Below are 22,324 nucleotides of genomic sequence, written 5' to 3'. Positions count from 1 at the left end.
GCTCGTGGGCAGACGAACCGAGGAGGCGGGATGGGTCGGGCCAAGCCGCCGGCGGGCGTGGTCGGTGACGCGCGGTTCAGCGGACGCGCGGGTGCGGCCGAGCCCGGTGACCCGTTCCGCGACACGCCCCGACCGGGGCCGGACATCGAGGAGGAGTCGTGAACGAGGGACCGATCGTGGTGGGCGTGGACGGGACGTCGGCGGGCGTGCGCGCGCTGTCCTGGGCCATGGACGAGGCGACGTTGCGGGGCGTCCCGCTGCACGTGGTCAACGTGTGGAACTACGAGCCGCTGGCCGATTGGGCGATGACCTCCGAGCAGGAGGCACGCGGCAGGTCCGAGGCGACCGTGGAGAGCGCGCTGCGGGAGGTGGCGGTCGGGCGGGAGACCTTCCCGCGGATCATCCGCAAGTGCCTGCGCGGGTCGGCCGCCGAGGTGCTGGAGGAGCAGGCGCGCGGCGCGGCGCTGCTGGTCGTGGCCGCGCACACCGGCGGCGGGCTGCGCCGGATCGTCCTGGGCAGCACGACCGCGCACTGCGTGCGGCACTCGACCGCGCCGGTCGTGGTCCTGCCGCCGGCTGCGGTGGAGGCGCCGCATGACGGCGCCAAGGTCGAGGAGGGTGCGCGATGAGGGCGCGGGATGTCATGACGCGCGACGTGGTGGTCGTGCACCCCGGTGCGGCGGCGCGGGACGCCGGGGCTTTGTTGGCCGCCAAGGGTTTCACCATGCTGCCCGTGGTGGACGGGGCCGGTGTGCTGGTCGGTGTGGTCACCGAGGCCGACGTGCTGCGCGACCGCCTGCCGCTGGACCCGCGCACCCTGGTCCACGGCGAACCCGCCCGCGGCCGGCCCGTGCCCCGCCAGACCGTCGCCGACGTGATGACCCGACCGGAGGCCGTCGCCCACCCGGGCACCGACCTCGGCGACCTGGCCCGGCTGATGCTGGAGCACCGCGTGCGCAGCGCGCCCGTCGTGGACGGCCGCCGGCTGGTGGGCGTGGTGACCCGTCGCGACATGCTGCGCGCCATCACCCGCGACGACCGCGCACTTGCGGCAGAGGTGCGCCACCGACTGGGCCTGTACGCGGACCCCCACCGGTGGACGGTGTCCGTGGTGGACGGTCAAGTGTCCATCGTGGACGCTCTGGACGACGAGCGTGACCGGCACGTGGCCGAGGTGCTCGCGGGAGCGGTGGCCGGTGTGGCGGGGGTCCGGTTCCCGGAGACCGGTCACGCCGTCCACGGGTGAGGGTTGTCGACCGAACCGCGGTCCCGCCCGTCTAGCCGTCTTCGGACGCGGACGGGTGGGGCTTGCGGAGCTTGGTGGCCATGACGGCGGCTTGGGTGCGGCGTTCGAGGCCGAGTTTGGCGAGCAGGTGGGAGACGTAGTTCTTGACCGTCTTCTCCGCGAGGAACATCTTCTCCGCGATCTGCCGGTTGGTCAGGCCCTGGCCGATGAGGTCGAGCACGGTGCGCTCCTGCTCGGTGAGCATGCGGACCGGGTCGCCCTCTTCGCGTTCGCGGCGGATGCGGTTGAGCAGGGCGGTGGTGGAGCGGGCGTCCAGGAGGGAGCCGCCGGAGGCGACGGTGCGGACGGCGTTGACCAGGTCGTTGCCGAGGATGCGCTTGAGGACGAAGCCCGAGGCGCCGGCCATGATGGCGTCGAACAGGGCCTCGTCGTCGGTGAACGAGGTGAGCATCAGGCAGTTCAGGTCGGGCAGGCGGGAGCGCAGTTCCCGGCACAGCTCGATGCCGTTGCCGTCGGGTAGGCGCACGTCCAGGACGGCGACGTCCGCGCCGCTGCCGGGGACGCGGGCCAGCGCTTCGGCGACCGAGCCGGCCTCGCCGACCACCTCCAGGTCGTCGGCGCTGTTGAGCAGCTCCCTGACCCCGACCCGGACGACCTCGTGGTCGTCCACCAAGAACACCTTCACCCTGCCCACCTCCGCCGCACGGACCCGACTGTCCCCGCCGGACGTGCTGCCGACCAGGGTAGAAGGTCCCTGGTGCGGGTCAGGGCGCGTGGGCGGGGATCACCACGATCGGGCAGGTCGCGTGGCGGACGCAGTCGGCCGCGACACTGCCCAGGAACACCTCGGCGAGCGGCCCGTGGCCGTGGCTGCCGATGACGAGCAGGTCGGCTTGGCGTGCGGCGGCGGTGAGCGCGGTGGCGGCGTCGCCGACGATGGTCACCTCGGCCACCTCCGGCGCGCCGGGGACCTCGGCCCGGACCTCCTCGACGATCGCGTGCAGCTCCCGCGCCGGGTGCCGGTGGTCGGGCCGGTCGCCGTGCGGGTGCACGCCCATCGACACGGCGGCCACGTACTCGGGTTCACGCAGCCACGCCATCGTGGCCTCGACGGTCTCGCCCGTGCGAGCCGCCTGCTCCAGTGCCCAGCGCAGCGCCTTGCGGCTCGCGGGCGATCCGTCCACGCCTACCAGGATCATCACCGAACTCCTTCCGGGGTGACTCAAGCCTCGGCCGGGGCCGGAGCGTTGGGCAGAGTCGTACGTCCTCGGGGCGGAGGGACGTCCGCGCGTCCGGTGGAGTCGCACGACTCTGCTGCGCCGCGTCGGCGGTCGGCAGGCTGGACGGCGGAGGTCACGACCATGACGCGAACCACCCCCGAGGTGACGGACGAGTCCGTCGCCCACCTGCCCGAAGCGGCTCGGCGCTACCTGGACTTCGCCGGTGTCCCGCGCCGTCCGCGCGACACCGGGTTCACGCTGCGTGCCCGCGGCTGGTTCCGGCGCAAGCCCACCGACCGCTGGACGGCGTGCCGGGTCGAGCAGCGCAACACCGCGCCGGAGATCAGCCGCGACTACCACCTGCACCTCGCCCTCGGGCACGTGGTGCCGGTCCACGCGACCGACTCGTACGACCACGGGCACGGTCGGCTGCATGCCACCGCGCTGGGCGCGATCACCGTCGCCGACGCGGCCGGTCCGGAGATGGACCGGGCCGAGTTGGTCACCTACCTCGCCGACGCGATCCTGTTCGCCCCGTCCACGCTGCTCGACCTGCCCGTCACCTGGACCGCCGTCGCCGACGACACCTTCGCCGTCACCCTCACCGACCGGGACGTCCAGGTCACCGCCCGCGTGACGACCGACCACGGCGGGGCTCCGCGCGAGGTCGCCACCGACGACCGGTGGGCCGACCTGCCCGGCGGACCGGTCCGGAGGCGGTGGTCGATCCCGGTCGACGGGTGGGTGCTGGTGGCGGGTCGGGTGCGACCGCGTCGCGTGTGCGCGGTGTGGCACCTGCCGGACGGGCCGTTCACCTACGCCCAGTTCGACCTCGCCGACGCGGACATCACCTACCTGACCGCCGGCTGATCCCACTGCGGGAGGTGGGCGTGCCGCTCCCGCCGGATCCGCCGGTGTGGTCGTCACGGCGATGCTCCTGCCCGGCGGGCGCGGTCGAGGACCAGGCGGCGTTCGGCCGACCCGATCACGGACCTGGCGGCGGTGACGGCGTCGGGGTTGACCGACACCGACGTGATGCCCAGGCGGACCAGGTGTTCGGCGAACTCGGGTCGGTTGGACGGGGCCTGGCCGCACAGCGACGACGTGATGCCGGCGTCGCGGGCGGCGGTGATGATGCGGCCGATGAAGTCCAGGACCGCCGGGTCGGATTCGTCGAACAGCTCCGCGCACACCTCGGAGTCGCGGTCGACGCCGAGGACGAGTTGGGTGAGGTCGTTGCTGCCGATGGAGACGCCGTCGACACCCATGCGGGCGTACTCGGGGATCCAGTGGACGATCGAGGGGACCTCGGCCATGACCCAGCGGTGCAGGCCGCGCTGGTGGCCCAGGGGGCTGCGGTCGACCTGCTCCAGGCACGCCTCCAGTTCCCACTTGGTGCGCACGAACGGGATCATCAGGTGCAGGTTGGGCGTCTGCTCGCGGACCCTGGCCAGGGCTTGGAGCTCCAGCGCGAACAGCATGGGGTCGCGGACGTACCGGTAGCAGCCGCGGTAGCCGATCATCGGGTTGTGCTCGACGGGTTCGAACTCCGCGCCGCCGGCCAGTTCGCGGAACTCGTTGGTGCGGAAGTCCATCGTCCGGTAGACGACCGGGCGCGACCCGAAGGGCCGGGTGATGCGCAGCAGGGACTCGGACATCGCGTGCAGGAAGCCCTCGCTGCCGTGGGTGGCCAGGTAGCGGCGCGGGTGTTCGGCGTTCAGGGCTTCGGTGAGCATGAACTCCGCGCGCAGCAGGCCGACCCCGTCGACGGGCAGCGCGGCGGTCTCCTCGGCGTGCTCGGGCAGGGCGAGGTTGACGTAGACGCGGGTCGCCAGCGGCTCGACGGCGGCCGGTGCGGCTCTCTCGACGGTGGTGGTCGGGGCGGACACCGTGCCGGCCGTGACGGTTCCGGCGCTGCCGTCGACGGTGACCTGTTGCCCGTCGCGCAGCACGGACGTCGCTGTGCCGGTGCCGACCACGCACGGCACACCCAGTTCGCGGGCCACGATGGCGGCGTGGCAGGTGATGCCGCCGCCGTCGGTGACCACGGCGGCCGCGCGCCGCATGGCGGGGACCCAGTCCGGGTTGGTCATCTCGGCGACGAGGACCTCGCCGTCGCGCAGGCGCGTGCCCTCGGCGGGCGAGGCCAGCACGCGCACGCGGCCGGACACCGTGCCGGGGGACGCGCCGAGACCGGTCACCAGGTTCGTGTCCGGCGGGGTGAGCGTGGTGATGGGGCGGGACTGGACGAGCCAGGTGTCGTCGCCGACCATCGCCCACTCGATGTCCTGGGGCGTGCCGTAGTGCCGTTCGACCCGGACACCCAGGCGTCCCAACGCCTCGGCCTCGGACGGATCGAGCACGCGCCGGGCGGAGTCCTCCGGTCCCAACGGCACGCGCAGGTCGCGCCCGTCCTCGCCGCGCACCACCTGGTGGGTCTTGCGGCCGATCCGGGTGTCCACAAGGGACACCGCGTCACCGGACCGGTGGAGGGTGTAGGTGTCGGGCTCCACCGACCCGCTCACCACGACCTCGCCCAGCCCGAACGCGGCCTCGACCACGACGGTGTCCCGGTCGCCGGTGGCGGGGTCGGCGGTGAACATGACGCCGGAGCGCTCGGAGTGCACCATCCGCTGCACGACCACCGCGATGGCCGGTTCCTCGGTCAGGCCCTGCTCGGCGCGGTAGGCCAGCGAGCGGGTGCCGAACAGCGACACCCAGCAGTCCAGCAGCCGCGCCAGTACGTCGTCCGCGCCGGTGGTGTTGGTGAACGTGCTGTTCATGCCCGCGAACGACGCCCCGGCGGTGTCCTCGGAGGTGGCCGAGGACCGGATCGCGACCGGCACGTCCGCACCCAGGCGGGCGTGGGCGGCCAGGACGTCAGCGGCGACCTCCGGGGCCACACCCGCCTGGCGCACCAGCGCCTGCAGGCGCTCCGCGACCTCGTCGTCCGGGGTGACCAGCGCCTTGGCGAGCAGCTCGTCGAGTTCCTCGCGCACCGGGCGCATCGACGTCAGGTAGGCGTCGGCGGTGACCACGAAACCCGGCGGCACGGGCAGGCCCGCGGCGGTCAGTTCGCCGAGGTTGGCACCCTTGCCACCGGCGACGGCCGTGTCGTGGACGCGCAGGTCCGCGAAGTCCCGGACGTAGCCGTTCATGCGCCCTCCCACCCGTCGATGACGTCGCGCAGCGGGCGGCGCGGGGTGGCGGGGATCTCGTCGGCGTTGAAGGGCGCCCAGCCGACGCGGAGCACGATGTGCGGGTGCAGGGCACCGTCCAGCACTCCGGACCGGACGCGCTCCCGGGTCTCGGCGACTTCGAGGGGTTGGCTGATCGGGGTGGTGGCCAGGCCGGCGACGGTGGCTTCGAGCAGTACCGCGCTCGTGGCCTCGCCGGCGCGCAGGACCGAGAGCCGGTCGTCGGAGGAGGTGCCGAGGACGAGCAGGGCCGCGCCGTCGTCCTCCCAGTCGCCGGCGCGTTGGTCGAGCAGTTCGCCGCCGGGGAACTCGCGCAGCTGCACGTCACCGTGCTGGGGCAGCCCGGACGGCGCGTTCGCGGCGGGCACGCCGTCGAAGTCGGCGTGGGTGCCGCTCCACGTCCGGGTTTCGAACCGGTAGGCGGGGTCGGCGTCCTGTATGGCGGCAGCCGTGCCGATGGCGGTGGCCAGCTCGTAGCGCTCGCGGGACCCGGTGGCCTCGCGGGCGACCGCGCCCTCGGCGGCGGCCCGGTCCTCCAGCAGGAGCAGCACCGAGCTCGGGACGCCCCAGGAGGAGAAGCGGCGGCGGTCGGTGCGCCGCCGCGGGATGGCGCCGGCGAGGGCGACCCGGTCGGCGGTCGGGTCGTGGCGGGTGAACTCCACGGCCGCCAGGTGGTCCGGGTCGGCGGGGTTGGGCAGCCGGTGCACCACGGACCGCCAGCCCAGGGCCGCCAGCGCCACCCGCAGGTGGTGCAGGGCCGCGCCGCAGCTGAGCAGCAGGTCGCGCCCCTCGGGGTCGGTGGCGGGCAGCCTGCGGCTGTCGTCGGCGTACAGGTGCACGCTCCGATCGCCGATCCGCCACCGCCAGGGCTGGGTGTTGTGCACCGAAGGGGCACGGCACGCCAGCGCCAGGGCGGTCCGGATGGTCTCGTCGTCGGGCCGACCGGGTTCCATGCGACTCACCTCCGCACTCGTGTCCATGCCCTTGACGGTGGCCCGCGGGCGCACCCCGGGAGCAGGGTCGGAGGTCCCCAGCCGGCAGGGACCGCCGTCGCGCCGGCGTGCCCCGAGGCCCCTGGGGTCGGCGCGCCCGCCACGGGAACGCTGGCTGCCACGGGAGGTGCACGTCGATGGAGTCCTTGACCGAACCGGTGACTGCTGTGCGACGCGGCGGGTTGACCGCGGGGGAGGCGGCCGAGCGGCTGCGCGCGGACGGGCCGAACACGCTGCCCCGGGAGCGCGGTCGGCACCCGCTGGTGGTGCTGCTGCTGCAATTCGTGCACTTCTTCGCGCTGATGCTGTGGGTGGCGTCCGGGTTGGCGCTGGTGGCCGGGATGCCGGAGCTGTCCGTGGCGATCGTGCTGGTCGTGCTGCTCAACGGTGGCTTCTCGTTCGCGCAGGAGTACCGCGCGGACCGGGCCGCGCAGCGCCTGCGGGACCTCATGCCGTCCCGGGCCACGGTCCGTCGCGACGGCGTGCCGGTGGTCGTGGACGCCGCCGACCTGGTCGTGGGTGACGAGGTGCTGGTGCAGGGCGGTGACCGGGTGTGCGCCGACGCCGAGCTGGTCGAGGCGGCGGGGTTGGCCGTGGACGAGTCGATGCTGACCGGGGAGAGCGTGCCCGTGCGCCCCGCAGCGGGGGCGGTGCTGCGCGCCGGGACCCACGTGGTGGAAGGGGAAGCGGTCGCGACGGTGGTCGCCACCGGGGCCCGCACCCAGCTCGCGGGCATCGCGGAGCTGACCCGGCGGGCGGACCGGCCCAAGAGCCCGCTGGCGCTGCGGCTGCACCGGGTGGTGACCGTGGTCGGGGTGATCGCCGCGGGCGTCGGGGTGGCGTTCTTCGGCTTGGCGATGCTGCTGGGGCTGGAACCGACGCAGGGGTTCCTGTTCGCGGTCGGCGTGACGGTCGCGTTGGTGCCGGAAGGGTTGTTGCCCACGGTCACGTTGTCGCTGGCGCGGGCCGCGCAGGCGATGGCCCACCGCAAGGCGTTGGTGCGTCGGCTGGAGTCCGTGGAGACCTTGGGTGCCACCACGTTCATCTGCACCGACAAGACGGGCACGTTGACCCGCAACGAGATGTCGGTGGTGCAGGTGTGGACGCCCAGCGGCGAAGCGGTGATCCACGGCGAGGGCTACGCGCCCGAGGCCGAGGTGAGCGGTGCGCTCGACGCAGCGCGAGTCGTCGCGCTCAGTGCCGTGCGCTGCACGCCCACCGCCCGCGCCGAGCTGCACGAGGGGCGCTGGCGTCCCGTGGGCGACCCCATGGAGGTCGCGCTGCACGTCCTGGCCACCCGGCTCGACGTGGACGGCGCGCTGCCCGACGCGGTGCGCCACCCGTTCGACCCGCGCCGGCGGCGCTCGTCGGTGGTGGACGCCGACGGCGTGCACGTGATCGGCGCACCGGACGCGGTGCTGCCCCTGTGCTCGTCCGACCCGGGCGCGCAGGAGGCCGTGCGGCGCTTCGGCCGGCGGGGCCTGCGTGTGCTCGCCGTGGCCCGGGGACCCCGGCGGGACGGCTCGCAAGAGGCGGTGGAGCGGGACCTGGTCCTGCTGGGGCTCGTGGCCTTGCAGGACCCGCCGCGCACCGACGTCGCCGAGTCGATCGCCGCCTGCCGCACGGCGGGCATCCGGCTGGCGATGGTCACCGGCGACCACCCCGCGACCGCCCGCGCCATCGCCGACCAGGTGGGGCTGCTCGGCCCGGACCGGCTCGTGGTGACCGGCGCGGAGCTGCCCGAGGACCAGGCGGCGCTGGGGGAGTTGCTGGACCGCGACGGCGTGGTGGTGGCGCGGGTGACCCCGGAGGACAAGCTGCGCATCGCCCAGGCGTTGCAGCACCGGGGTCACGTGGTGGCGATGACCGGCGACGGCGTCAACGACGGACCGGCCCTGCGCGCCGCCGACATCGGCGTGGCGATGGGCGCTTCGGGCACGGACGTGGCGCGGGAAGCGGCGGACCTGGTGCTGCTGGACGACCACTTCGGCACCATCGTCGCCGCCGTGGAGCTGGGTCGGGCGACCTTCGCCAACATCCGCCGGTTCCTGACCTACCACCTGACCGACAACGTCGCCGAGCTGACGCCGTTCGTGGTGTGGGCGCTGTCGGGCGGGTCGTTCCCGTTGGCGTTGAGCGTGTTGCAGGTGCTGGCGCTGGACATCGGCACCGACCTGCTGCCCGCGCTGGCCCTGGGCGCCGAGCCGCCCAACCCGCGCACCATGCGGGGGCCGGCCCGGACCGGCGGGTTGATCGACAGATCGGTGCTGTGGCGGGCGTTCGGCGTCCTGGGGCCGGCGGAGGCGTCGGCGTCGATGGGGGCCTTCGCGCTCGTGCTGTGGGCCGGCGGCTGGGACCTGGGGAACCCGGCCCTGCTCGCCACCGCGTCCGGGACGGCGTTCACGGCCATCGTCCTGGGGCAGTTGGCCAACGCGTTCGCGTGCCGCAGCGCCACCCACCCCGTGCGGACGCCGCGGGGCAACCCGCTGCTGCTGGGCGCGGTCGGGTTCGAGGTGGCCGTGCTGGCGGTGTTCCTGTTCGTGCCGCCCCTGCCGCGGTTGCTGGGCGGCAGCCCGCCCACCGGGTGGGGGTGGGTGTTCGCCGCACTGGCGGCACCGGCCGTGCTGGCGGCGGACGCGCTGCACAAGCGCTTGCGGAGGGCGGGTCGAGGACCGTGGTGATCGCGGGTGGCGGGCTGAGCCTGGCCGCTCACCTCGCGCCCCTACCGGTGACCGTGGTCGACGACGGCCACCGTGACCTCCCGGCCGTGTCGTGGGCGTCCTGGTCGACGTCGTGACCAGCATCCCGCCCCACCCTCCGGTGCTCGTCCGGCCGCGGGGTGGGTGGCAGTGGCCAAGGTCCCGGGTGAACAGGGACCTGCTGGACGACCAAGGACTCTGTGGCCGGCGGCGCGCGGGGACGAGCGTGGGAGCCGACAGGAGGTGGTCGGTGGTGGACCTGAGGACGGCGGCGCGGAGGGTGTTCCCCGGCCGCAACCCGGTCGCCCGGCGCGGCGACCGGCTCGAAGGGGCCGCGGTGGTCGTGGCCGTGGTGGTGGCCCTGCTGGGCCTGCCGGTCGCCGCCGCGTTCGGTTCGGAGGCTTATGCGTCGCGCGCGGCCCAGTCCCGCGAGCAGCAGGCGACCCGGTACGAGGTGACGGCGGTGCTGACCGCGGACGCGCCGCTCGTCCTGCCTGCCGGAGAGGGCGCCATCGCGGTGTCCTCCGCACGCGCCCGCTGGGTCGCCGCGGACGACTCGGTGCGCCAGGGGACCGTCGAGACGGTGCCTGGCCTGCCCGCCGGCGCGCCGGTGCGGATCTGGCTGGACGCCGCCGGGAACCCGGCCGACCCGCCGGTCACGGCGGAAGGCGCGGTGGCCGGAGCGGTCGCGGTCGCCGCCGTGGTGTGGGTGCTGTTCGTGGCCGCGGTGGCCGCGTTGTGCGTCGGATTGCGCTTGGTGCGCAACGGGATCAACGACCGCCGTTGGGCGCGGGAGTGGGCCGTGGTGGAACCGCTGTGGAGGAGGGTGTCATGACGACGTATCCCGTGCGGGTGCGCGCCCGGCTCGACCCGGGGTTGAACCGGTGGCTGTGGCTGGTGAAGTGGTTCCTGGCCATCCCGCACTACCTCGTGCTGTCCCTGCTGTGGGCGGCTTTCACGGTGTTGAGCGTGGTCGCGTTCGTGGCGATCCTGGTCACCGGCCGCTACCCGCGCTCGCTGTTCGAGTTCAACCTCGGCGTGCTGCGCTGGACCTGGCGGGTGGGGTACTACACGGTCGGCGCGCTGGGCACCGACCGCTACCCGCCGTTCAGCCTCGGGGAGGAGCCGGACTACCCGGCCACCCTCGACATCGCCTACCCGGAACGCCTCTCGCGCGGCCTGGCGCTGGTCAAGTGGCTGCTGGTCGTGCCGCACCTGCTGGTCGTGGGCGTGTTCCTCGGTGGTGGCGGCTACGCGGTGTCGCGCGGCGGCGAGTGGGCGTTCGGGCTGGTGGGGCTGTTCGTGCTGATCGCAGGGGTGGCGTTGCTGTTCACCGGCCGCTACCCGCGCGGGGTGTTCGACTTCGTGCTGGGCATGGACCGGTGGGTGCTGCGCGTGGCCGCCTACGCGGGCCTGATGACCGACGCCTACCCGCCGTTCCGGCTGGACACCGGCGGCGACGAACCCGGCCCCGCCTTCGACCCACCAGCTCCCGCTACGCGCGGCGGCGGTGCGGCGGGTGGTGCGGCGGGCGGCGGTGCGGCCGGCGGCGGCGCGGTGGGCGGCGCGGTGGGCGGCGCGGCGGGCGGCGGTGCGGGCGGCGGTGCGGCGGGTGGTGCGGCGGCGGGTGGTGGTGCGGCGGGCCGGATCGTGGCGGCGGTGTTCGGCGTGCTGCTGCTGGTGGCCGGCGCGGGCTTCTCGGCCACGGGCGCTATCACGCTGTGGGCGCACCAGACCCAGCGCGGCGCCGACGGGATGCTGAGCACCCCGTCACAGCCGCTGCACAGCAACGGTTACGCCCTGGAGATGGGCGCGGCGGACCTGCACCGCACCGGCACCGGCTGGTTCCTCGGCGACGACTGGCTCGGCGAGGTCGGGTTGCGCGCGGACCCGGGCACCTTCGTCGGTATCGGCCCGTCCGACGACGTGGACCGCTACCTGTCCACTGTGGACCGCGACCGCGTGCTGAGCATCGGCGAGCGGGTGGAGTACAACCACGTCACCGGCGGCGCCCCGGTCACCGTGCCGTCCGCGCAGCGGTTCTGGGTCGCTTCCGGGACCGGGTCGCTGACCTGGCAGGTGGTGCCCGGCCGGTGGACCGCCGTGGTGATGAACGCCGACGGCACCCGGGTCGTGGACACGACCGTCGCCGCGTCGGCATCCCTGCCCGCCCTCGCACTGGTGGCGTGGCTGCTGATCCCCGCGGGCGTGCTGATGTTGGTCTTCGGCGGCGTCCTGCTGTTCTTCGCCGCCTTCCGATCGAACCGGACCAGAGGAGAGAAAACCCATGCGTGAGCCCGAGATCCAGACGGTGATGACGCGCGAGGTGGTGACCGTGCGCCCCGACGCGGCGTTCAAGGAGATCGTCGAACGGCTGGCCGCGGGCTCGTTCAGCGCGGTGCCCGTGGTGGATGACGACGGCCGCCCGATCGGCGTGGTGTCCGAGGCCGACCTGCTGCCCAAGGAGGAGTTCCGGGGCGGCGTCGACGACCGGCCCGGCGTGCTCGCCGGCCGCGCCCCGCGACGGCGGTGGCGGCAGGCGCACGGCGTGACCGCGCAGGACCTGATGACCGCGCCCGTGCGCACCACCACCCCGACCACCCGACTCAGCGACGCCGCCGGGCAGCTCGCCGAGTCCGGGGTGCGCCGGCTGTTCGTGGTGGACCGGGACGGGCGGCTGGTCGGGGTGCTGTCCCGGCGCGACCTGCTCAGCGTGTTCCTGCGCGGGGACGCGGAGGTGAAGGCCGACGTCGTCCAGCAGATCCTGGGGCGGGCGCTGTGGCTGGAGCCGGCGGCGGTGGCGGTCGAGGTGGTCGACGGGGTGGTGACCCTGCGCGGGCACGTCGAGCGGCGCAGCGAGCTCGACATGGCCCTGCGGCTGACCCGCGCACTGCCCGGCGTGGTGGACGTCGAGTCGCACCTGTCCTACGGCTGGGACGACACCCGGCACGCGACGGAGGTGTGACGGTGACGGTGACCGTGGGGGTCGACGGGTCGGAGTCCGCGCTGGAGGCCGTGCGCTGGGCCGTGGAGGAGGCGCGGACGCGGGGCGAGCGGCTGCGCCTGGTGCACGCCGAGACGCCGCTGTTCGACGCGCCCGACCTGGACCGGAAGGTGCGGGCGCGGCTGAACGACCAGGCCTGGCAGGTGCTGCGCGAGGCGGCGCGGGTGGCCGGGGACGGGGAACCGGAGCTGCACGTCGAGGTGGGCGCGGCGGCGGAGGTGCTGGTCGCCGAGTCCACGCGCGCCGGGGTGCTGGTGCTGGGCACGCGCGGGCTGGGCGGGTTCGGGGCGCTGGCCGTCGGGTCGACGGCGATCGCGGTGACCGCGCACGCCTCGTGCCCGGTGGTCGTGGTGCGCGGCGAGAAGCCCGCGCGCCCCGGCCCGGTGGTGGTCGGCGTGCACGGCGGCCCGCACAGCGTTCCCGTGCTGGCGCACGCGTTCGAGGAGGCCGCGGCGCGCGGGGTCGGGGTGGTCGCGGTGCACACGTGGCACCCGGTCGTCGGCGACGTGGTCGCGCTGTCGGCCGGCGTCGACCTGGCCGAGTACGACGCGCTTCACGGCGGCCGGCTGGCCCGGCTGCTGTCCCCGTGGCGCACCCGCTACCGGGACGTGCCGGTGGAGGTGGTGGTCGGACGTGGTTCGGCGTCGGTCGCGCTGCTGGAGCGGGCGGAGGACGCCGCGCTCGTCGTCGTGGGCGGCCGGGGCCACAACTCGCTGACCGGCCTGCTGCTGGGCTCCACGTCCCACGCCCTGCTGCACCACGCGCCCTGCCCGGTGATGGTCGTGCACACCGAGCCGCGGAACACGTGACCCACCGCTCTCAGGAGTACCCCATGAGCACCCCTTGCGCCGCCGCCCTCGCCGGCCGCCTGTCCGTGGAGCACGGGTGGAACGCGGTCGTGCCCCGGGACGGCGAACGCGTGCTGGTCTGACGCCGCGGGCGTGACCTGCCGGGGTCACGCCCGCAGCCCGTGCGCGGCGAAGCGGGCGCGGACCGCGTCCACCAGCGCCGGGTCGGGTGTGGGCGTGTCGGCGAGCGGGAACGGGATGCCCAGCGCCGCGTACTTGGGCGCGCCGAGCTTGTGGAACGGCAGCACGTCCACCCGTTCCACCGTGCCGAGGCCGGCCGCGAAGGCGGCGACCCCTTCCACGTTGGCGGGGTCGTCGGTCGAACCGGGCACCAGGACGAACCTGACCCATATCGGCTTGCCCAGGTCGGCGAGCCGTAGGGCGAAGTCCAGCGTCGGACCCACGTCCCCGCCGGTGAGCCGCCGGTGCAGGGCCCGGTCCCAGGACTTGATGTCCAGCAGCACCAGGTCGGTGTCGGCGAGCAGCGCGTCGGAGGCCCGCGCGCCGAGGTGGCCGGAGGTGTCCAGCGCGGTGTGCAGGCCCAGCCCCTTCACCTCGTGCAGCAGCTCGCCCACGAAACCCGGTTGCAGCAGCGGTTCGCCGCCGCTGACGGTCACGCCGCCGCCGGCGACCTCGATGAACCGCTGGTAGGGCCGTAGTTCCGCGAGCACGTCGGCGACCTCGGTGCGGCGGCCGTCGCGCTCGTGCCAGGACTCCGGGTTCTGGCAGTACAGGCAGCGCAGCGGGCACCCGGCCGTGAAGACCACGAACCGGGTGCCGGGGCCGTCCACCGCCGTGGCGATGTCCCAGGACAGGACCGACCCGGTGGTCACAGCGACCCGTGGAAGGTCCGGTGCAGCACGTCCAGTTGCTGTTCCCGGGTCAGGCGCACGAAGTTCACCGCGTACCCGGAGACCCGGATGGTCAGCTGCGGGTACTTCTCCGGGTGGTCCATCGCGTCGAGCAGGGTCTCCCGGTTCAGGACGTTGGCGTTGAGGTGGAAGCCGCCCGCGTCGGTGTAGGCGTCCAGCACACCCACGAGGTTGTCCACCCGCTCCTCGGGCGAGCGGCCCAGCCCGTCGGGCGCGATGGTCGCGGTCAGCGAGATGCCGTCCAGGGCGTCGTCGTAGGGCAGCTTGGCCACCGACAGCGCCGCCGCCACCAGGCCGTGCCGGTCGCGGCCGTTCATCGGGTTCGCGCCGGGCGCGAACGGCTCGCCGGCGCGACGGCCGTCGGGGGTGTTGCCGGTGTGCCGGCCGTAGACGATGTTCGAGGTGATGGTCAGCACGGACTGGGTGTGCCGGGCGCCGCGGTGGGCGGGGTAGCGGCGCACCAACGCCATGAAGTCCTCGACCAGGCCGACCGCGATGGCGTCCGCGCGGTCGTCGTTGTTGCCGTAGCGCGGGAAGTCGCCCTCTACCACGTAGTCGACCGCCAGGCCCGTCTCGTCGCGCACTACGCGGACCCGGGCGTGCTTTATGGCCGAGAGGCTGTCGGCGACGACCGACAGGCCCGCGATACCGCAGCCGAGCAGCCGTTGCACCGGGTGGTCGTGCAGCGCCATCTCGATGCGCTCGTAGGCGTACTTGTCGTGCATGTAGTGGATGACGTTCAACGCGTCCACGTACGTGCGCGCCAACCAGTCCAGCATCCGGTCGAACGCCGCGCGGACCTCCCGGTACTCCAGGTACTCGCCGGTGACCGGCGGGTGCACGGGCCCGACCTGCTCGCCGGTCAGCTCGTCCCGGCCGCCGTTGATGGCGTACAGCAGCGCCTTGGCGAGGTTGGCGCGTGCGCCGAAGTACTGCATCTGCTTGCCGACGCGCATCGCCGACACGCAGCACGCGATGGCGGCGTCGTCGCCGAAGCGCGGGCGGATCAGCTCGTCGTTCTCGTACTGGATCGAGCTGGTGTCCACCGACACGCGGGCGCAGAACCGCTTGAACCCGTCGGGCAGCCGCGGGGACCACAGGACGGTGAGGTTGGGTTCCGGCGCGGGACCGAGGGTGTAGAGGGTCTGCAGGAACCGGAAGCTGGTGCGGGTGACCAGCGGCCGGCCGTCCTCGCCGACGCCGCCGATGCTCTCGGTGACCCACGTCGGGTCGCCGGAGAACAGCTCGTCGTAGGCCGGGGTGCGCAGGAACCGCACGATCCGCAACTTGATCACCAGGTCGTCCACCAGCTCCTGCGCCCGTTCTTCGGTCAGCACACCGGCGTCGAGGTCGCGCTGGAGGTAGACGTCCAGGAAGGTCGAGGTGCGGCCCAGGGACATGGCGGCGCCGTTCTGCTCCTTCACCGCCGCCAGGTAGGCGTAGTACAGCCACTGCACCGCTTCGCGCGCGGTGCGGGCGGGTACCGAGATGTCGTCGCCGTAGGCCGCCGCCATCTCCTGCAACTCTTCCAGGGCGCGGATCTGCTCCGCCAGTTCCTCCCGGTCGCGGATGACGGACCCGGTGGAACGCACGTCGTCCAGCGCCGCCCGCTCGGCGCGCTTGGCCTCGACGAGCCGTGCCACGCCGTACAGGGGGACCCGGCGGTAGTCGCCGATGATCCGCCCGCGTCCGTAGGCGTCGGGCAAGCCGGTGATGATGCCCGCGCGGCGGGCCCGGAGGATCTCCGGGGTGTAGGCGTCGAAGACACCGTCGTTGTGGGTCTTGCGGTACTTGGTGAAGATCTCCCGCACCGCAGGGTCAAGCTCGTGGCCGTACGCCTCCAGACTGGTCTCCACCATGCGCAGACCGCCGTTGGGCATGATCGCCCGCTTGAGCGGCGCGTCGGTTTGCAGCCCGACGACGATCTCGTTGGCGCGGTCGAGGTACCCGGGTCGGTGGGAGGTGATCGTGGACGGCGTGCGCGCGTCGACGTCGAGCACGCCGCGTCGGCGTTCCTCGGCGAACAACCCGGACAGGTCGCGCCACAGCGCGTTCGTGCGTGCCGTGGGTCCACTGAGGAAACCCGCATCCCCTTCGTAAGGCGTGAAGTTGTCCTGGATGAACCCGCGCGCGTCGATGCCGTCCCGCCAGCGCATGCCGCGGAAGCCGGCCCACGCCTCGACGCGCTCCTCCACCGCCGTCACCGGGTCAGCACCACCTTCAGCGCGCCGGTCTCGCCCGCCCGGGAGAACACGTCGTACGCGGTGTCCATGTCGGACAGGTCGAAGTGGTGGGTGGCGAACCGGCTCGCGTCCAGCCGCCCGGTGGTCACCATCCGCAGCAGGTCGGGGGTGGAGACGGTGTCGACCAGGCCGGTGGTGATGGTGACGTTGCGGATCCACAGGTCTTCCAGGTGCAGTGTGGCGGGCCGCCCGTGCACGCCCACGTTCGCCACCCGCCCGCCGGGCCGCACCAGCCGCGCGCACAGCTCGAACGTCTCCGGCACGCCGACGGCCTCGATGGCCACGTCCGCGCCCAACCCGCCGGTCAGCTCCGCGACCACGGCCTCCGGGTCGTCTCCGGCGTCCACGACGACGTCCGCGCCGAACTGCTTGGCCGCCTCCAACCGCGCCGCCGCGAGGTCGACGGCGACGATCCGGCCGGGGCTGTAGAGCTTGGCGGTCTCGATCGCCGCGAGCCCGATCGGACCCGCGCCGACCACCACGACGGTCTGCCCCGGCTCGACCCGGCCGTTGCGCACGCCCACCTCGTAGGCCGTGGGCAGGATGTCGGACAGCATCACCGCGTCGGCATCGGCCACGCCGTCGGGCAGCAGGTGCGTGGACAGGTCGGCGAACGGCACCCGCACGTACTCGGCGTGCGTGCCGTCGACGAGGTGCCCCAGCACCCAACCTCCGCCGCCCCGGCACTGCCCGTAGGACCCGGTGCGGCAGTACGCGCACCGCCCGCAGCCGCTGATGCACGACACCAGCACCCGGTCGCCCGGCTTGATCCCGGTGACGGCCGCGCCGACCTGCTCCACGACCCCGACCGCCTCGTGCCCGAGCACCCGGCCCGGCGTCACCTCGGGCACGTCGCCCTTGAGGATGTGCAGGTCCGTGCCGCAGATCGTGACGGCCGTGACCCGCACGACCGCGTCCGTCGGCTCGACCAGCGCGGCGTCCGGCACGTCCTCCCACGCCCGCTGCCCGGGACCGTGGAACACCATCGCCTTCATCGTGAACCTCCTCGCAGTGGCTTCCACACCCACCCTTCCCAGCGGCGACCGGCGCAAGGAGAGACCGAGGGCCTCCGGGGGCCGGCACGAAGGTCCCTGCGCCGGCCGGGCCTTCGCCACTGCCCGTGCGCACCACGGCCGAGAAGTCTGGGAGCGAGACCAACGGCGCGGGCAAGACGACCACGCTGCGCGTCCTGCTCGGCCTGCTGCGCGCCGACGCGGGTCGCGCACCGTCCACGACGAGGCGGCGGTAGCCGCGAGACCGGGCCGTTGGTCACTGATCCACCGCCGCGTGCCGGTGGACCCTCTGAGGGGGACGGCGCACCGGCAGGAGGCGCCACCGGGGAAGGGATGCGGACGATGTCACGATTAGGGGCTTCGAGCAGGCTCGCGGCGGCGATCGCGTTGTGGGTCGGCGTGGTGGCGACCCCCGCCTGGGCGGCCGGCCCGCCACCGGCCGGCGAGACCACCACCACGGCGACCACGCCCACCGCGACGACCGACGAGCCGACCACCACAGCGACCACCACAGCGACCGCCGCGCCCACCACAGTGACCGACGAGCCGACCGGGACACCCGCCGGTGAACCGACCTCGACCACGGTCACCGGTCAGCCCACCGCGGAAGAGCCCACGCACCCGACGGGCTCCGGGGTGCCGTTCGACCTGCGGGTCACGGCGGCGTTCGAGCGGCCCGCCTACCGGGCCGACGAGGACATCACCGTCCGCGCGACCGTGACCAACAACGGCACCGGGGTCGCCGAAGGCGTCCAGGTGTCCGCGCGCGGCGACTTCTCCAGCGACTACTGGCCCGAGTTCGGCTACCAGGGTGTCCGGCTCGACGCCGGCGCGTCCGCGTCGGGCACCCTGGTCGGACGGGTGACGACGGTCGCGGACTCCCTGAGCCTGGTGGTGTCGACCCGGGCGTCCGGCGGGGAGGACGCGAACCCCGCCGACGACGCCGTCACGATCACCGTCCCGATCACGGTGGTGCGGGGTGGGATGACCGGCCGGGTCTACCGCGACACCGACCTGGACGGTGTGTCCGACCCGGGCGAGGACGCGTCGGGCGTCGAGGTGACCGCGGCCGGTGGGTCTCCGTTCCGGGAGTACCGGACCACGACCACCTCGCAGGGTCGTTTCTCCTTCGAGGACCTGCCGCTGGGCGCCTACTCGGTCCGGACGCAGCCCGATGACGACTGGTTCTACCCGTACACCCAGGTCGACGTGGGCGAGGCCGCGTCACCGGAGCTCGTGGTCCGCGGCATCCAGTGGCTGGAGCGGGTCGTCGCGGCGTCCGTGTCCTTCGACCGGCAGACCTACCGGCCGGGGGAGACCGCGGTGTTGACCATCAGCCTGACCAACAGCGGCGCGACGCGGTCCGGGATCGCCGCGAGCTGGTCCACCGAGGGCGGCACGCCGCACCTCGACCTCGGGGAGTTGCGCGACTGGAGACCCGGCGCCACGCTGCCGACGGGGGAGACGCGCGTGTTCACGGTGCCGGTCCCGATCGACGGGGGCATGGCCGACACCGGCTACCTGCGCGTGCACCTGACGTTCTCCTCGCCCCTCCTGTTCAGCGGCAGCTTCTCCCGGTCGGCGGTGTTGCGCGTGCCCGGCGCGCGTGCGCCGCGGGTGGTCGGGCTGCTCGCGAAGCAGCGCGGAGCGCAGGGCGGACCGCTGATCGGCGACCCGGTGCCGAACACGGTCGTGTACCTGCGCGACCAGGTCGGCGGTGCCGTGCTGGTGCGCGCGACGACCGACGCCGCCGGGCGCTTCGAGTTCACCGACGTCCCGGTCGGCCTGCACGACTTCGGCGTCGTCGGACCGTGGCGGCTCCTCACGGGCCGGGAGTTCGCCGTCCGGGCGAGCGACACCCCGGACCTCGTGCGCCACGTCGTCCTCGTCGCCCCCGGCCCCGACCAACCCGACCCGGGTCAACCCGGCCCCGTGCCGCCCGCGCCCGAACCGCCCGCGACCGGCCCGCGCCCCGGCGAGCCCGACGCGCTGGCCGCCACGGGTGCCGACGTGCTGTGGTCGCTGGTGGCGGGCTTGCTCACGCTGGCGGCCGGCGCGGGCGCGGTCTTCGCCGCCCGCCGCCGCCTGACCTGACGCCGGGAGCGGCTCCGACGCGGACCGGGCGGGGCACGGGGAACGACTCGTGCCCCACCGGAGGGTCGGCCGACCCGGCTGTCCTCGCCCCGGTCGGGACCAAGGTCTCTGGGCCGCTCGGCACCGGGGGCGCGCACCGGCGGCGGCCTGGAGGTCGGTCGGCTCGTCGGGCTGCGATCCTCAGATGTACATCGAGTTGGGCTCAAGCCCGCAGAGCACCCGGCCGTAGAGTTCGAGGTTGGTGTTCGGGTGCATCAACGCGTGCAGGTTCAGCGTCTGGATGTCGCGGGAGATGCGCTGGATCGGCACGTCCGAGTACACGGACGTACCACCGCTCGCCGTGGCGAGGATGTCCACCGATTCCTTGACCAGGCCCAGCACTCGGCCGAGGGCAGCACGAGCGGCGACGCGGTCCAGCACCGTCCACGGTTCCCCGGTGGCGGACTTCTCGTCCACGGTCGCCGCCAGCCTGGTGGCGTGGAACCCCGCCTCGTCGGCCTTCAGCGTCGCCTCGGCCAGTTGCAGGTGGGTCAGCGGTGCCTCGCGCTGGCTGGGGTACTCGGTGTAGGTGATCCTGCGGCCGGGCAGTCGGTCGAGGAACGCCTCCCGGGCCGCCTTGGCCAGCCCCACGGCGCTGCCCGCGAACGCGACGCAGCCGGTGGCGATCATGGGCGCCCGGTAGATGGGCGACGCGGCGTTGAGGACCGACGCGTACTGCCCCTCCAGGATCGCCACCATCGGCAGCACGCGGTCCCCCGGCACGAACACACCGCGGGCCACCGTGGTGACGCTCCCGGTACCGCGCAGGCCGGCGGTGTGCCAGTCGTCCACGACCTCCAGGTCCGACAGCGGGACCAGGGCCATGACCGGCCACTGCGCGCTGCCGTCCGGGGTCGGCGCCATCGCCAGCACGAGCTGCCACCCGCTGTGCAACGCCCCGCTGATGAACTGCCACCGGCCGTCGACGACGATGCCACCGTCGCGGGGCACCGCGGTCGCGGTCGGGCTCAGGACGCCGCACACCAGCACGTCCGGGCTGGAGAACACCTCGTCCTGCACGTGGTCGGGGAACAACCCGGCGAGCCACGCGCAGGTGGACCACACCGCCGCGACCCACGCGGCCGAGCCGTCACCGCGGCCGACCTGCTCCAGCGTCCGCAGCATCGTGCTCGCGTCGGCCTCGGCGCCGCCGTACCGCGCGGGCACCCGCATCCGGAAGACACCGGCCCTGCCCAACGCCGCGAGCACGTCGTCGTGCAGACGCCGGTTCTCGTCGCCCCACAACGCGTGCTCGCGCAGCAGCGGCGTCAACGCCGCCGCCCGGTCCGGGAAGTCCGTCGGGGGCAGGGTCTGGGTTGTCGATGTCATGGAACCCTCCGGGTTTGCACCGTGGAATCGTCTGGCAACGGGTCGATCACCGGGTTCGGGCCTGCCAGAGGACCCGGGAGAGCACGGGCAGCCGCATCAACGCGGTGGGCGGGTCGACCAGACCGGCGACCCGCATGAACGCTCGTGACACGTCGCTGTCCCGGGTCGCCGCGACCTGCAACCGGGACATCAGCGCGTTGCCCATCCGGACCTTCAGCGTGCGACGGCCCTGGACACCCGGGAAACCCAGGTCCCCGCCCGCCGACATGTCCCACGGCGCGTCGATCGCCCGAGCCAGGTCGCGGAAGTACCGCCGGACCGGCCGGGGCCCGTGGCGGAGGTGCTCGCGCAGGACGAGCGCGCCGATCGCGGCCACGGACAGGCCCTGGGCGTAGATCGGGTTGAAGACGCACGCGGCGTCGCCCAGGGCGAGCAGGCCTTCGGGCAACCGCGCCATCCTCTCGTACCGGCGGCGGACGCTGCTGGGGAAGCGGAAGGAGACCGGCGCGCACATCGGCTCGGCGTGGCGGACCGACTCGAAGATCGACGGCACCGGCAGGGAGCGGAGGTAGGCCAGGAAGCCGTCCAGGTCGGTGGGCGGCCGGTCGCCGAGGATCCCGTTGAGCGACACGGAGTAGCGGTCGGGCAGCCGCGCGAACGTCGCGCCGCGCGGGTTGCCGGGCGTGGCCACGGAGATGATCGCTATGTCGTCGCCGATCGGGTCGTGCGCGAGCGGACCGCGGAAGTCGCAGGTGGTGTAGGTGAGGTCCATGCGGACCTGCTCCTCCTCCACCGACGGGTAGCCCATCTCCCGCAGCCACCGGGGTGTCCGCGTGCCACGACCGGTCGCGTCGACGGTCAGGTCGGCAGTCAGCGGTCGCGCCGGCTGCGACCCGTCGTGGTCCTGCACCAAGGCGCCGGTGACCCGGTCGCCGTCCGGCACCGCCTGAAGCCCGACGACGTCGGTGTTGTCGAGGAAGGTCACGTTGGGCAGCTCGGCCACGCGATCGCGCATCCGTTCTTCGAGCCGCCACCGGCCGGCGGAGATGCACACCAGGTCGGTCTCCACCTTGCGGATGCCGCGGCCGTTGAAGTGCCAGCCGAGACTGGTGCCGAAGTCGCGGGTCGGCACCCCGGTGCCGGCCAGGTCCGCGGTGAAGCCGGGGAACAGCTCCTCCAGGATCTGCTGCCCGCGGGCCAGCAGCCCGTGGATGTGGTGCCCCTGCGGCACCGCCCGGCGCGGTCCCGTCACGCCGATCAGCCGGTCCCGGTCCACGACCGTCACCTCGCGGTAGAAGTCCGCGAGCACCCGGGCCGCGAACAGCCCCGCGACGCTGCCGCCCAGGACGACTGCCCGGTCTCCGATCCGATCCGCCATGTGGCCTCCCCCGGCCGTAAGCCGACTAGGACGATCGTTGCAGAGCACCACAACCGATGCACCTTCCAAATTGCGCCACCAGGACCGGGTCTGTCCTTTGTGGACTGAACCGGGGCGTGCGTGCGCTCAAGGTGCAGCACTCTGGAAGAT

The 22,324-nt window shown here is 73.7% G+C and carries 21 protein-coding genes; 12 read left to right on the top strand and 9 right to left on the bottom strand.

The features are described 5' to 3' along the window. Positions 1 to 30 precede the first annotated feature (30 nt). The 3 genes from DFJ66_RS44975 to DFJ66_RS12130 are packed head-to-tail and all read left to right on the top strand — an operon-like array spanning position 31 to position 1,246. Positions 31 to 162 carry a hypothetical protein gene (locus tag DFJ66_RS44975; RefSeq protein ID WP_281276611.1) on the top strand — a complete coding sequence of 44 codons (132 nt, stop codon included), beginning with the start codon at positions 31 to 33 and terminating at the stop codon, positions 160 to 162. Then, positions 159 to 629, top strand: a complete 471-nt coding sequence (locus tag DFJ66_RS12135; RefSeq protein ID WP_121220855.1) for a universal stress protein — start codon at positions 159 to 161, stop codon at positions 627 to 629. The genes DFJ66_RS44975 and DFJ66_RS12135 overlap by 4 nt, the downstream gene beginning before the upstream one ends. Next, positions 626 to 1,246 (top strand): CBS domain-containing protein, encoded by a 621-nt coding sequence (locus tag DFJ66_RS12130; RefSeq protein WP_121220853.1) that lies wholly within the window; start codon positions 626 to 628, stop codon positions 1,244 to 1,246. The genes DFJ66_RS12135 and DFJ66_RS12130 overlap by 4 nt, the downstream gene beginning before the upstream one ends. A 31-nt stretch (positions 1,247 to 1,277) precedes the next feature. Here DFJ66_RS12130 and DFJ66_RS12125 read toward each other — a convergent pair whose 3' ends face one another. Further along, positions 1,278 to 1,931, bottom strand: coding sequence for a response regulator transcription factor (locus tag DFJ66_RS12125; protein ID WP_397556246.1), 654 nt, complete (start codon positions 1,929 to 1,931; stop codon positions 1,278 to 1,280). A gap of 79 nt (positions 1,932 to 2,010) precedes the next feature. Next, the gene (locus tag DFJ66_RS12120) at positions 2,011 to 2,445 is read right to left on the bottom strand and encodes a universal stress protein (protein ID WP_121220849.1); all 435 of its coding nucleotides are present in this window, start codon (positions 2,443 to 2,445) and stop codon (positions 2,011 to 2,013) included. 162 nt (positions 2,446 to 2,607) lie between these two features. Here DFJ66_RS12120 and DFJ66_RS12115 point away from each other — a divergent pair, with 162 nt between their 5' ends. Beyond that, positions 2,608 to 3,336, top strand: a complete 729-nt coding sequence (locus tag DFJ66_RS12115; RefSeq protein WP_121220847.1) for a DUF6544 family protein — start codon at positions 2,608 to 2,610, stop codon at positions 3,334 to 3,336. A 53-nt stretch (positions 3,337 to 3,389) separates the two neighbouring features. Here DFJ66_RS12115 and ppsA read toward each other — a convergent pair whose 3' ends face one another. Together ppsA and DFJ66_RS12105 are read right to left on the bottom strand one after the other, a co-directional pair. Continuing rightward, a complete protein-coding gene (ppsA, locus tag DFJ66_RS12110; RefSeq protein WP_121220845.1) occupies positions 3,390 to 5,624 on the bottom strand; it encodes a phosphoenolpyruvate synthase in 2,235 nt (744 codons plus the stop codon). Continuing rightward, complete coding sequence (locus tag DFJ66_RS12105) at positions 5,621 to 6,616, bottom strand: Acg family FMN-binding oxidoreductase (RefSeq protein WP_121220843.1); 996 nt, start codon at positions 6,614 to 6,616, stop codon at positions 5,621 to 5,623. The genes ppsA and DFJ66_RS12105 overlap by 4 nt, the downstream gene beginning before the upstream one ends. Before the next feature lie 176 nt (positions 6,617 to 6,792). Here DFJ66_RS12105 and DFJ66_RS12100 point away from each other — a divergent pair, with 176 nt between their 5' ends. From DFJ66_RS12100 to DFJ66_RS12080, 6 genes are all read left to right on the top strand, one after another. Beyond that, positions 6,793 to 9,336 (top strand): cation-translocating P-type ATPase, encoded by a 2,544-nt coding sequence (locus DFJ66_RS12100; RefSeq protein ID WP_121220841.1) that lies wholly within the window; start codon positions 6,793 to 6,795, stop codon positions 9,334 to 9,336. After that, positions 9,330 to 9,452 carry a hypothetical protein gene (locus tag DFJ66_RS44970; protein ID WP_281276610.1) on the top strand — a complete coding sequence of 41 codons (123 nt, stop codon included), beginning with the start codon at positions 9,330 to 9,332 and terminating at the stop codon, positions 9,450 to 9,452. The genes DFJ66_RS12100 and DFJ66_RS44970 overlap by 7 nt, the downstream gene beginning before the upstream one ends. Before the next feature lie 155 nt (positions 9,453 to 9,607). Then, positions 9,608 to 10,189 (top strand): Rv1733c family protein, encoded by a 582-nt coding sequence (locus DFJ66_RS12095; RefSeq protein ID WP_147459213.1) that lies wholly within the window; start codon positions 9,608 to 9,610, stop codon positions 10,187 to 10,189. Next, complete coding sequence (locus DFJ66_RS12090; protein WP_121220837.1) at positions 10,186 to 11,649, top strand: DUF4389 domain-containing protein; 1,464 nt, start codon at positions 10,186 to 10,188, stop codon at positions 11,647 to 11,649. Before DFJ66_RS12095 ends, DFJ66_RS12090 begins: the two co-directional genes overlap by 4 nt. Next, positions 11,642 to 12,319, top strand: a complete 678-nt coding sequence (locus DFJ66_RS12085; RefSeq protein WP_121220835.1) for a CBS domain-containing protein — start codon at positions 11,642 to 11,644, stop codon at positions 12,317 to 12,319. Before DFJ66_RS12090 ends, DFJ66_RS12085 begins: the two co-directional genes overlap by 8 nt. A 2-nt stretch (positions 12,320 to 12,321) precedes the next feature. After that, on the top strand, positions 12,322 to 13,167 hold the full coding sequence (locus tag DFJ66_RS12080) for a universal stress protein (RefSeq protein WP_246029708.1): 846 nt from the start codon (positions 12,322 to 12,324) through the stop codon (positions 13,165 to 13,167). Between the two features lie 146 nt (positions 13,168 to 13,313). Here DFJ66_RS12080 and pflA read toward each other — a convergent pair whose 3' ends face one another. The 3 genes from pflA to DFJ66_RS12065 are packed head-to-tail and all read right to left on the bottom strand — an operon-like array spanning position 13,314 to position 17,316. Continuing rightward, positions 13,314 to 14,039: a pyruvate formate-lyase-activating protein gene (gene pflA / locus DFJ66_RS12075; protein WP_121220831.1), complete on the bottom strand. Its 726-nt coding sequence runs from the start codon at positions 14,037 to 14,039 to the stop codon at positions 13,314 to 13,316. Beyond that, complete coding sequence (gene pflB, locus DFJ66_RS12070; RefSeq protein WP_121220829.1) at positions 14,036 to 16,282, bottom strand: formate C-acetyltransferase; 2,247 nt, start codon at positions 16,280 to 16,282, stop codon at positions 14,036 to 14,038. Before pflB ends, pflA begins: the two co-directional genes overlap by 4 nt. Next, on the bottom strand, positions 16,279 to 17,316 hold the full coding sequence (locus tag DFJ66_RS12065; protein ID WP_121220827.1) for a zinc-dependent alcohol dehydrogenase family protein: 1,038 nt from the start codon (positions 17,314 to 17,316) through the stop codon (positions 16,279 to 16,281). Before DFJ66_RS12065 ends, pflB begins: the two co-directional genes overlap by 4 nt. Before the next feature lie 125 nt (positions 17,317 to 17,441). On the opposite strand from DFJ66_RS12065, the gene DFJ66_RS44965 reads away from it, so the two are divergent. Both DFJ66_RS44965 and DFJ66_RS12060 read left to right on the top strand, forming a co-directional pair. Continuing rightward, the gene (locus DFJ66_RS44965; protein WP_281276609.1) at positions 17,442 to 17,570 is read left to right on the top strand and encodes a hypothetical protein; all 129 of its coding nucleotides are present in this window, start codon (positions 17,442 to 17,444) and stop codon (positions 17,568 to 17,570) included. A 106-nt stretch (positions 17,571 to 17,676) separates the two neighbouring features. Next, positions 17,677 to 19,428: an SdrD B-like domain-containing protein gene (locus DFJ66_RS12060; protein ID WP_147459212.1), complete on the top strand. Its 1,752-nt coding sequence runs from the start codon at positions 17,677 to 17,679 to the stop codon at positions 19,426 to 19,428. Between the two features lie 180 nt (positions 19,429 to 19,608). On the opposite strand, the gene DFJ66_RS12055 is transcribed toward DFJ66_RS12060, so the two are convergent. Both DFJ66_RS12055 and DFJ66_RS12050 read right to left on the bottom strand, forming a co-directional pair. Further along, the gene (locus tag DFJ66_RS12055; RefSeq protein WP_121220823.1) at positions 19,609 to 20,796 is read right to left on the bottom strand and encodes an acyl-CoA dehydrogenase family protein; all 1,188 of its coding nucleotides are present in this window, start codon (positions 20,794 to 20,796) and stop codon (positions 19,609 to 19,611) included. Between the two features lie 46 nt (positions 20,797 to 20,842). Continuing rightward, positions 20,843 to 22,174, bottom strand: coding sequence for an FAD-dependent oxidoreductase (locus tag DFJ66_RS12050; RefSeq protein ID WP_121220821.1), 1,332 nt, complete (start codon positions 22,172 to 22,174; stop codon positions 20,843 to 20,845). Between the last annotated feature and the right edge of the window lie 150 nt (positions 22,175 to 22,324).

Origin of the sequence: Saccharothrix variisporea, from assembly GCF_003634995.1 — a bacterium.
In the GTDB taxonomy this organism is placed as follows: domain Bacteria; phylum Actinomycetota; class Actinomycetes; order Mycobacteriales; family Pseudonocardiaceae; genus Actinosynnema; species Actinosynnema variisporeum.
Note: the sequence above shows the minus strand (reverse complement) of the source record. Positions and strands in the feature narration are given on the sequence as shown.

Bases quoted from the DNA above. Each gene is read 5' to 3' on its own strand.
- DFJ66_RS44975 (WP_281276611.1), top strand. From the start codon at position 31: ATGGGTCGGGCCAAGCCGCCGGCGGGCGTGGTCGGTGACGCGCGGTTC.
- DFJ66_RS12130 (WP_121220853.1), top strand. From the start codon at position 626: ATGAGGGCGCGGGATGTCATGACGCGCGACGTGGTGGTCGTGCACCCC.
- DFJ66_RS12120 (WP_121220849.1), bottom strand. From the start codon at position 2,445: ATGATCCTGGTAGGCGTGGACGGATCGCCCGCGAGCCGCAAGGCGCTG.
- DFJ66_RS12115 (WP_121220847.1), top strand. From the start codon at position 2,608: ATGACGCGAACCACCCCCGAGGTGACGGACGAGTCCGTCGCCCACCTG.
- ppsA (WP_121220845.1), bottom strand. From the start codon at position 5,624: ATGAACGGCTACGTCCGGGACTTCGCGGACCTGCGCGTCCACGACACG.
- DFJ66_RS12105 (WP_121220843.1), bottom strand. From the start codon at position 6,616: ATGGAACCCGGTCGGCCCGACGACGAGACCATCCGGACCGCCCTGGCG.
- DFJ66_RS12100 (WP_121220841.1), top strand. From the start codon at position 6,793: ATGGAGTCCTTGACCGAACCGGTGACTGCTGTGCGACGCGGCGGGTTG.
- DFJ66_RS12090 (WP_121220837.1), top strand. From the start codon at position 10,186: ATGACGACGTATCCCGTGCGGGTGCGCGCCCGGCTCGACCCGGGGTTG.
- DFJ66_RS12085 (WP_121220835.1), top strand. From the start codon at position 11,642: ATGCGTGAGCCCGAGATCCAGACGGTGATGACGCGCGAGGTGGTGACC.
- DFJ66_RS12065 (WP_121220827.1), bottom strand. From the start codon at position 17,316: ATGAAGGCGATGGTGTTCCACGGTCCCGGGCAGCGGGCGTGGGAGGAC.
- DFJ66_RS12060 (WP_147459212.1), top strand. From the start codon at position 17,677: ATGTCACGATTAGGGGCTTCGAGCAGGCTCGCGGCGGCGATCGCGTTG.
- DFJ66_RS12055 (WP_121220823.1), bottom strand. From the start codon at position 20,796: ATGACATCGACAACCCAGACCCTGCCCCCGACGGACTTCCCGGACCGG.
- DFJ66_RS12050 (WP_121220821.1), bottom strand. From the start codon at position 22,174: ATGGCGGATCGGATCGGAGACCGGGCAGTCGTCCTGGGCGGCAGCGTC.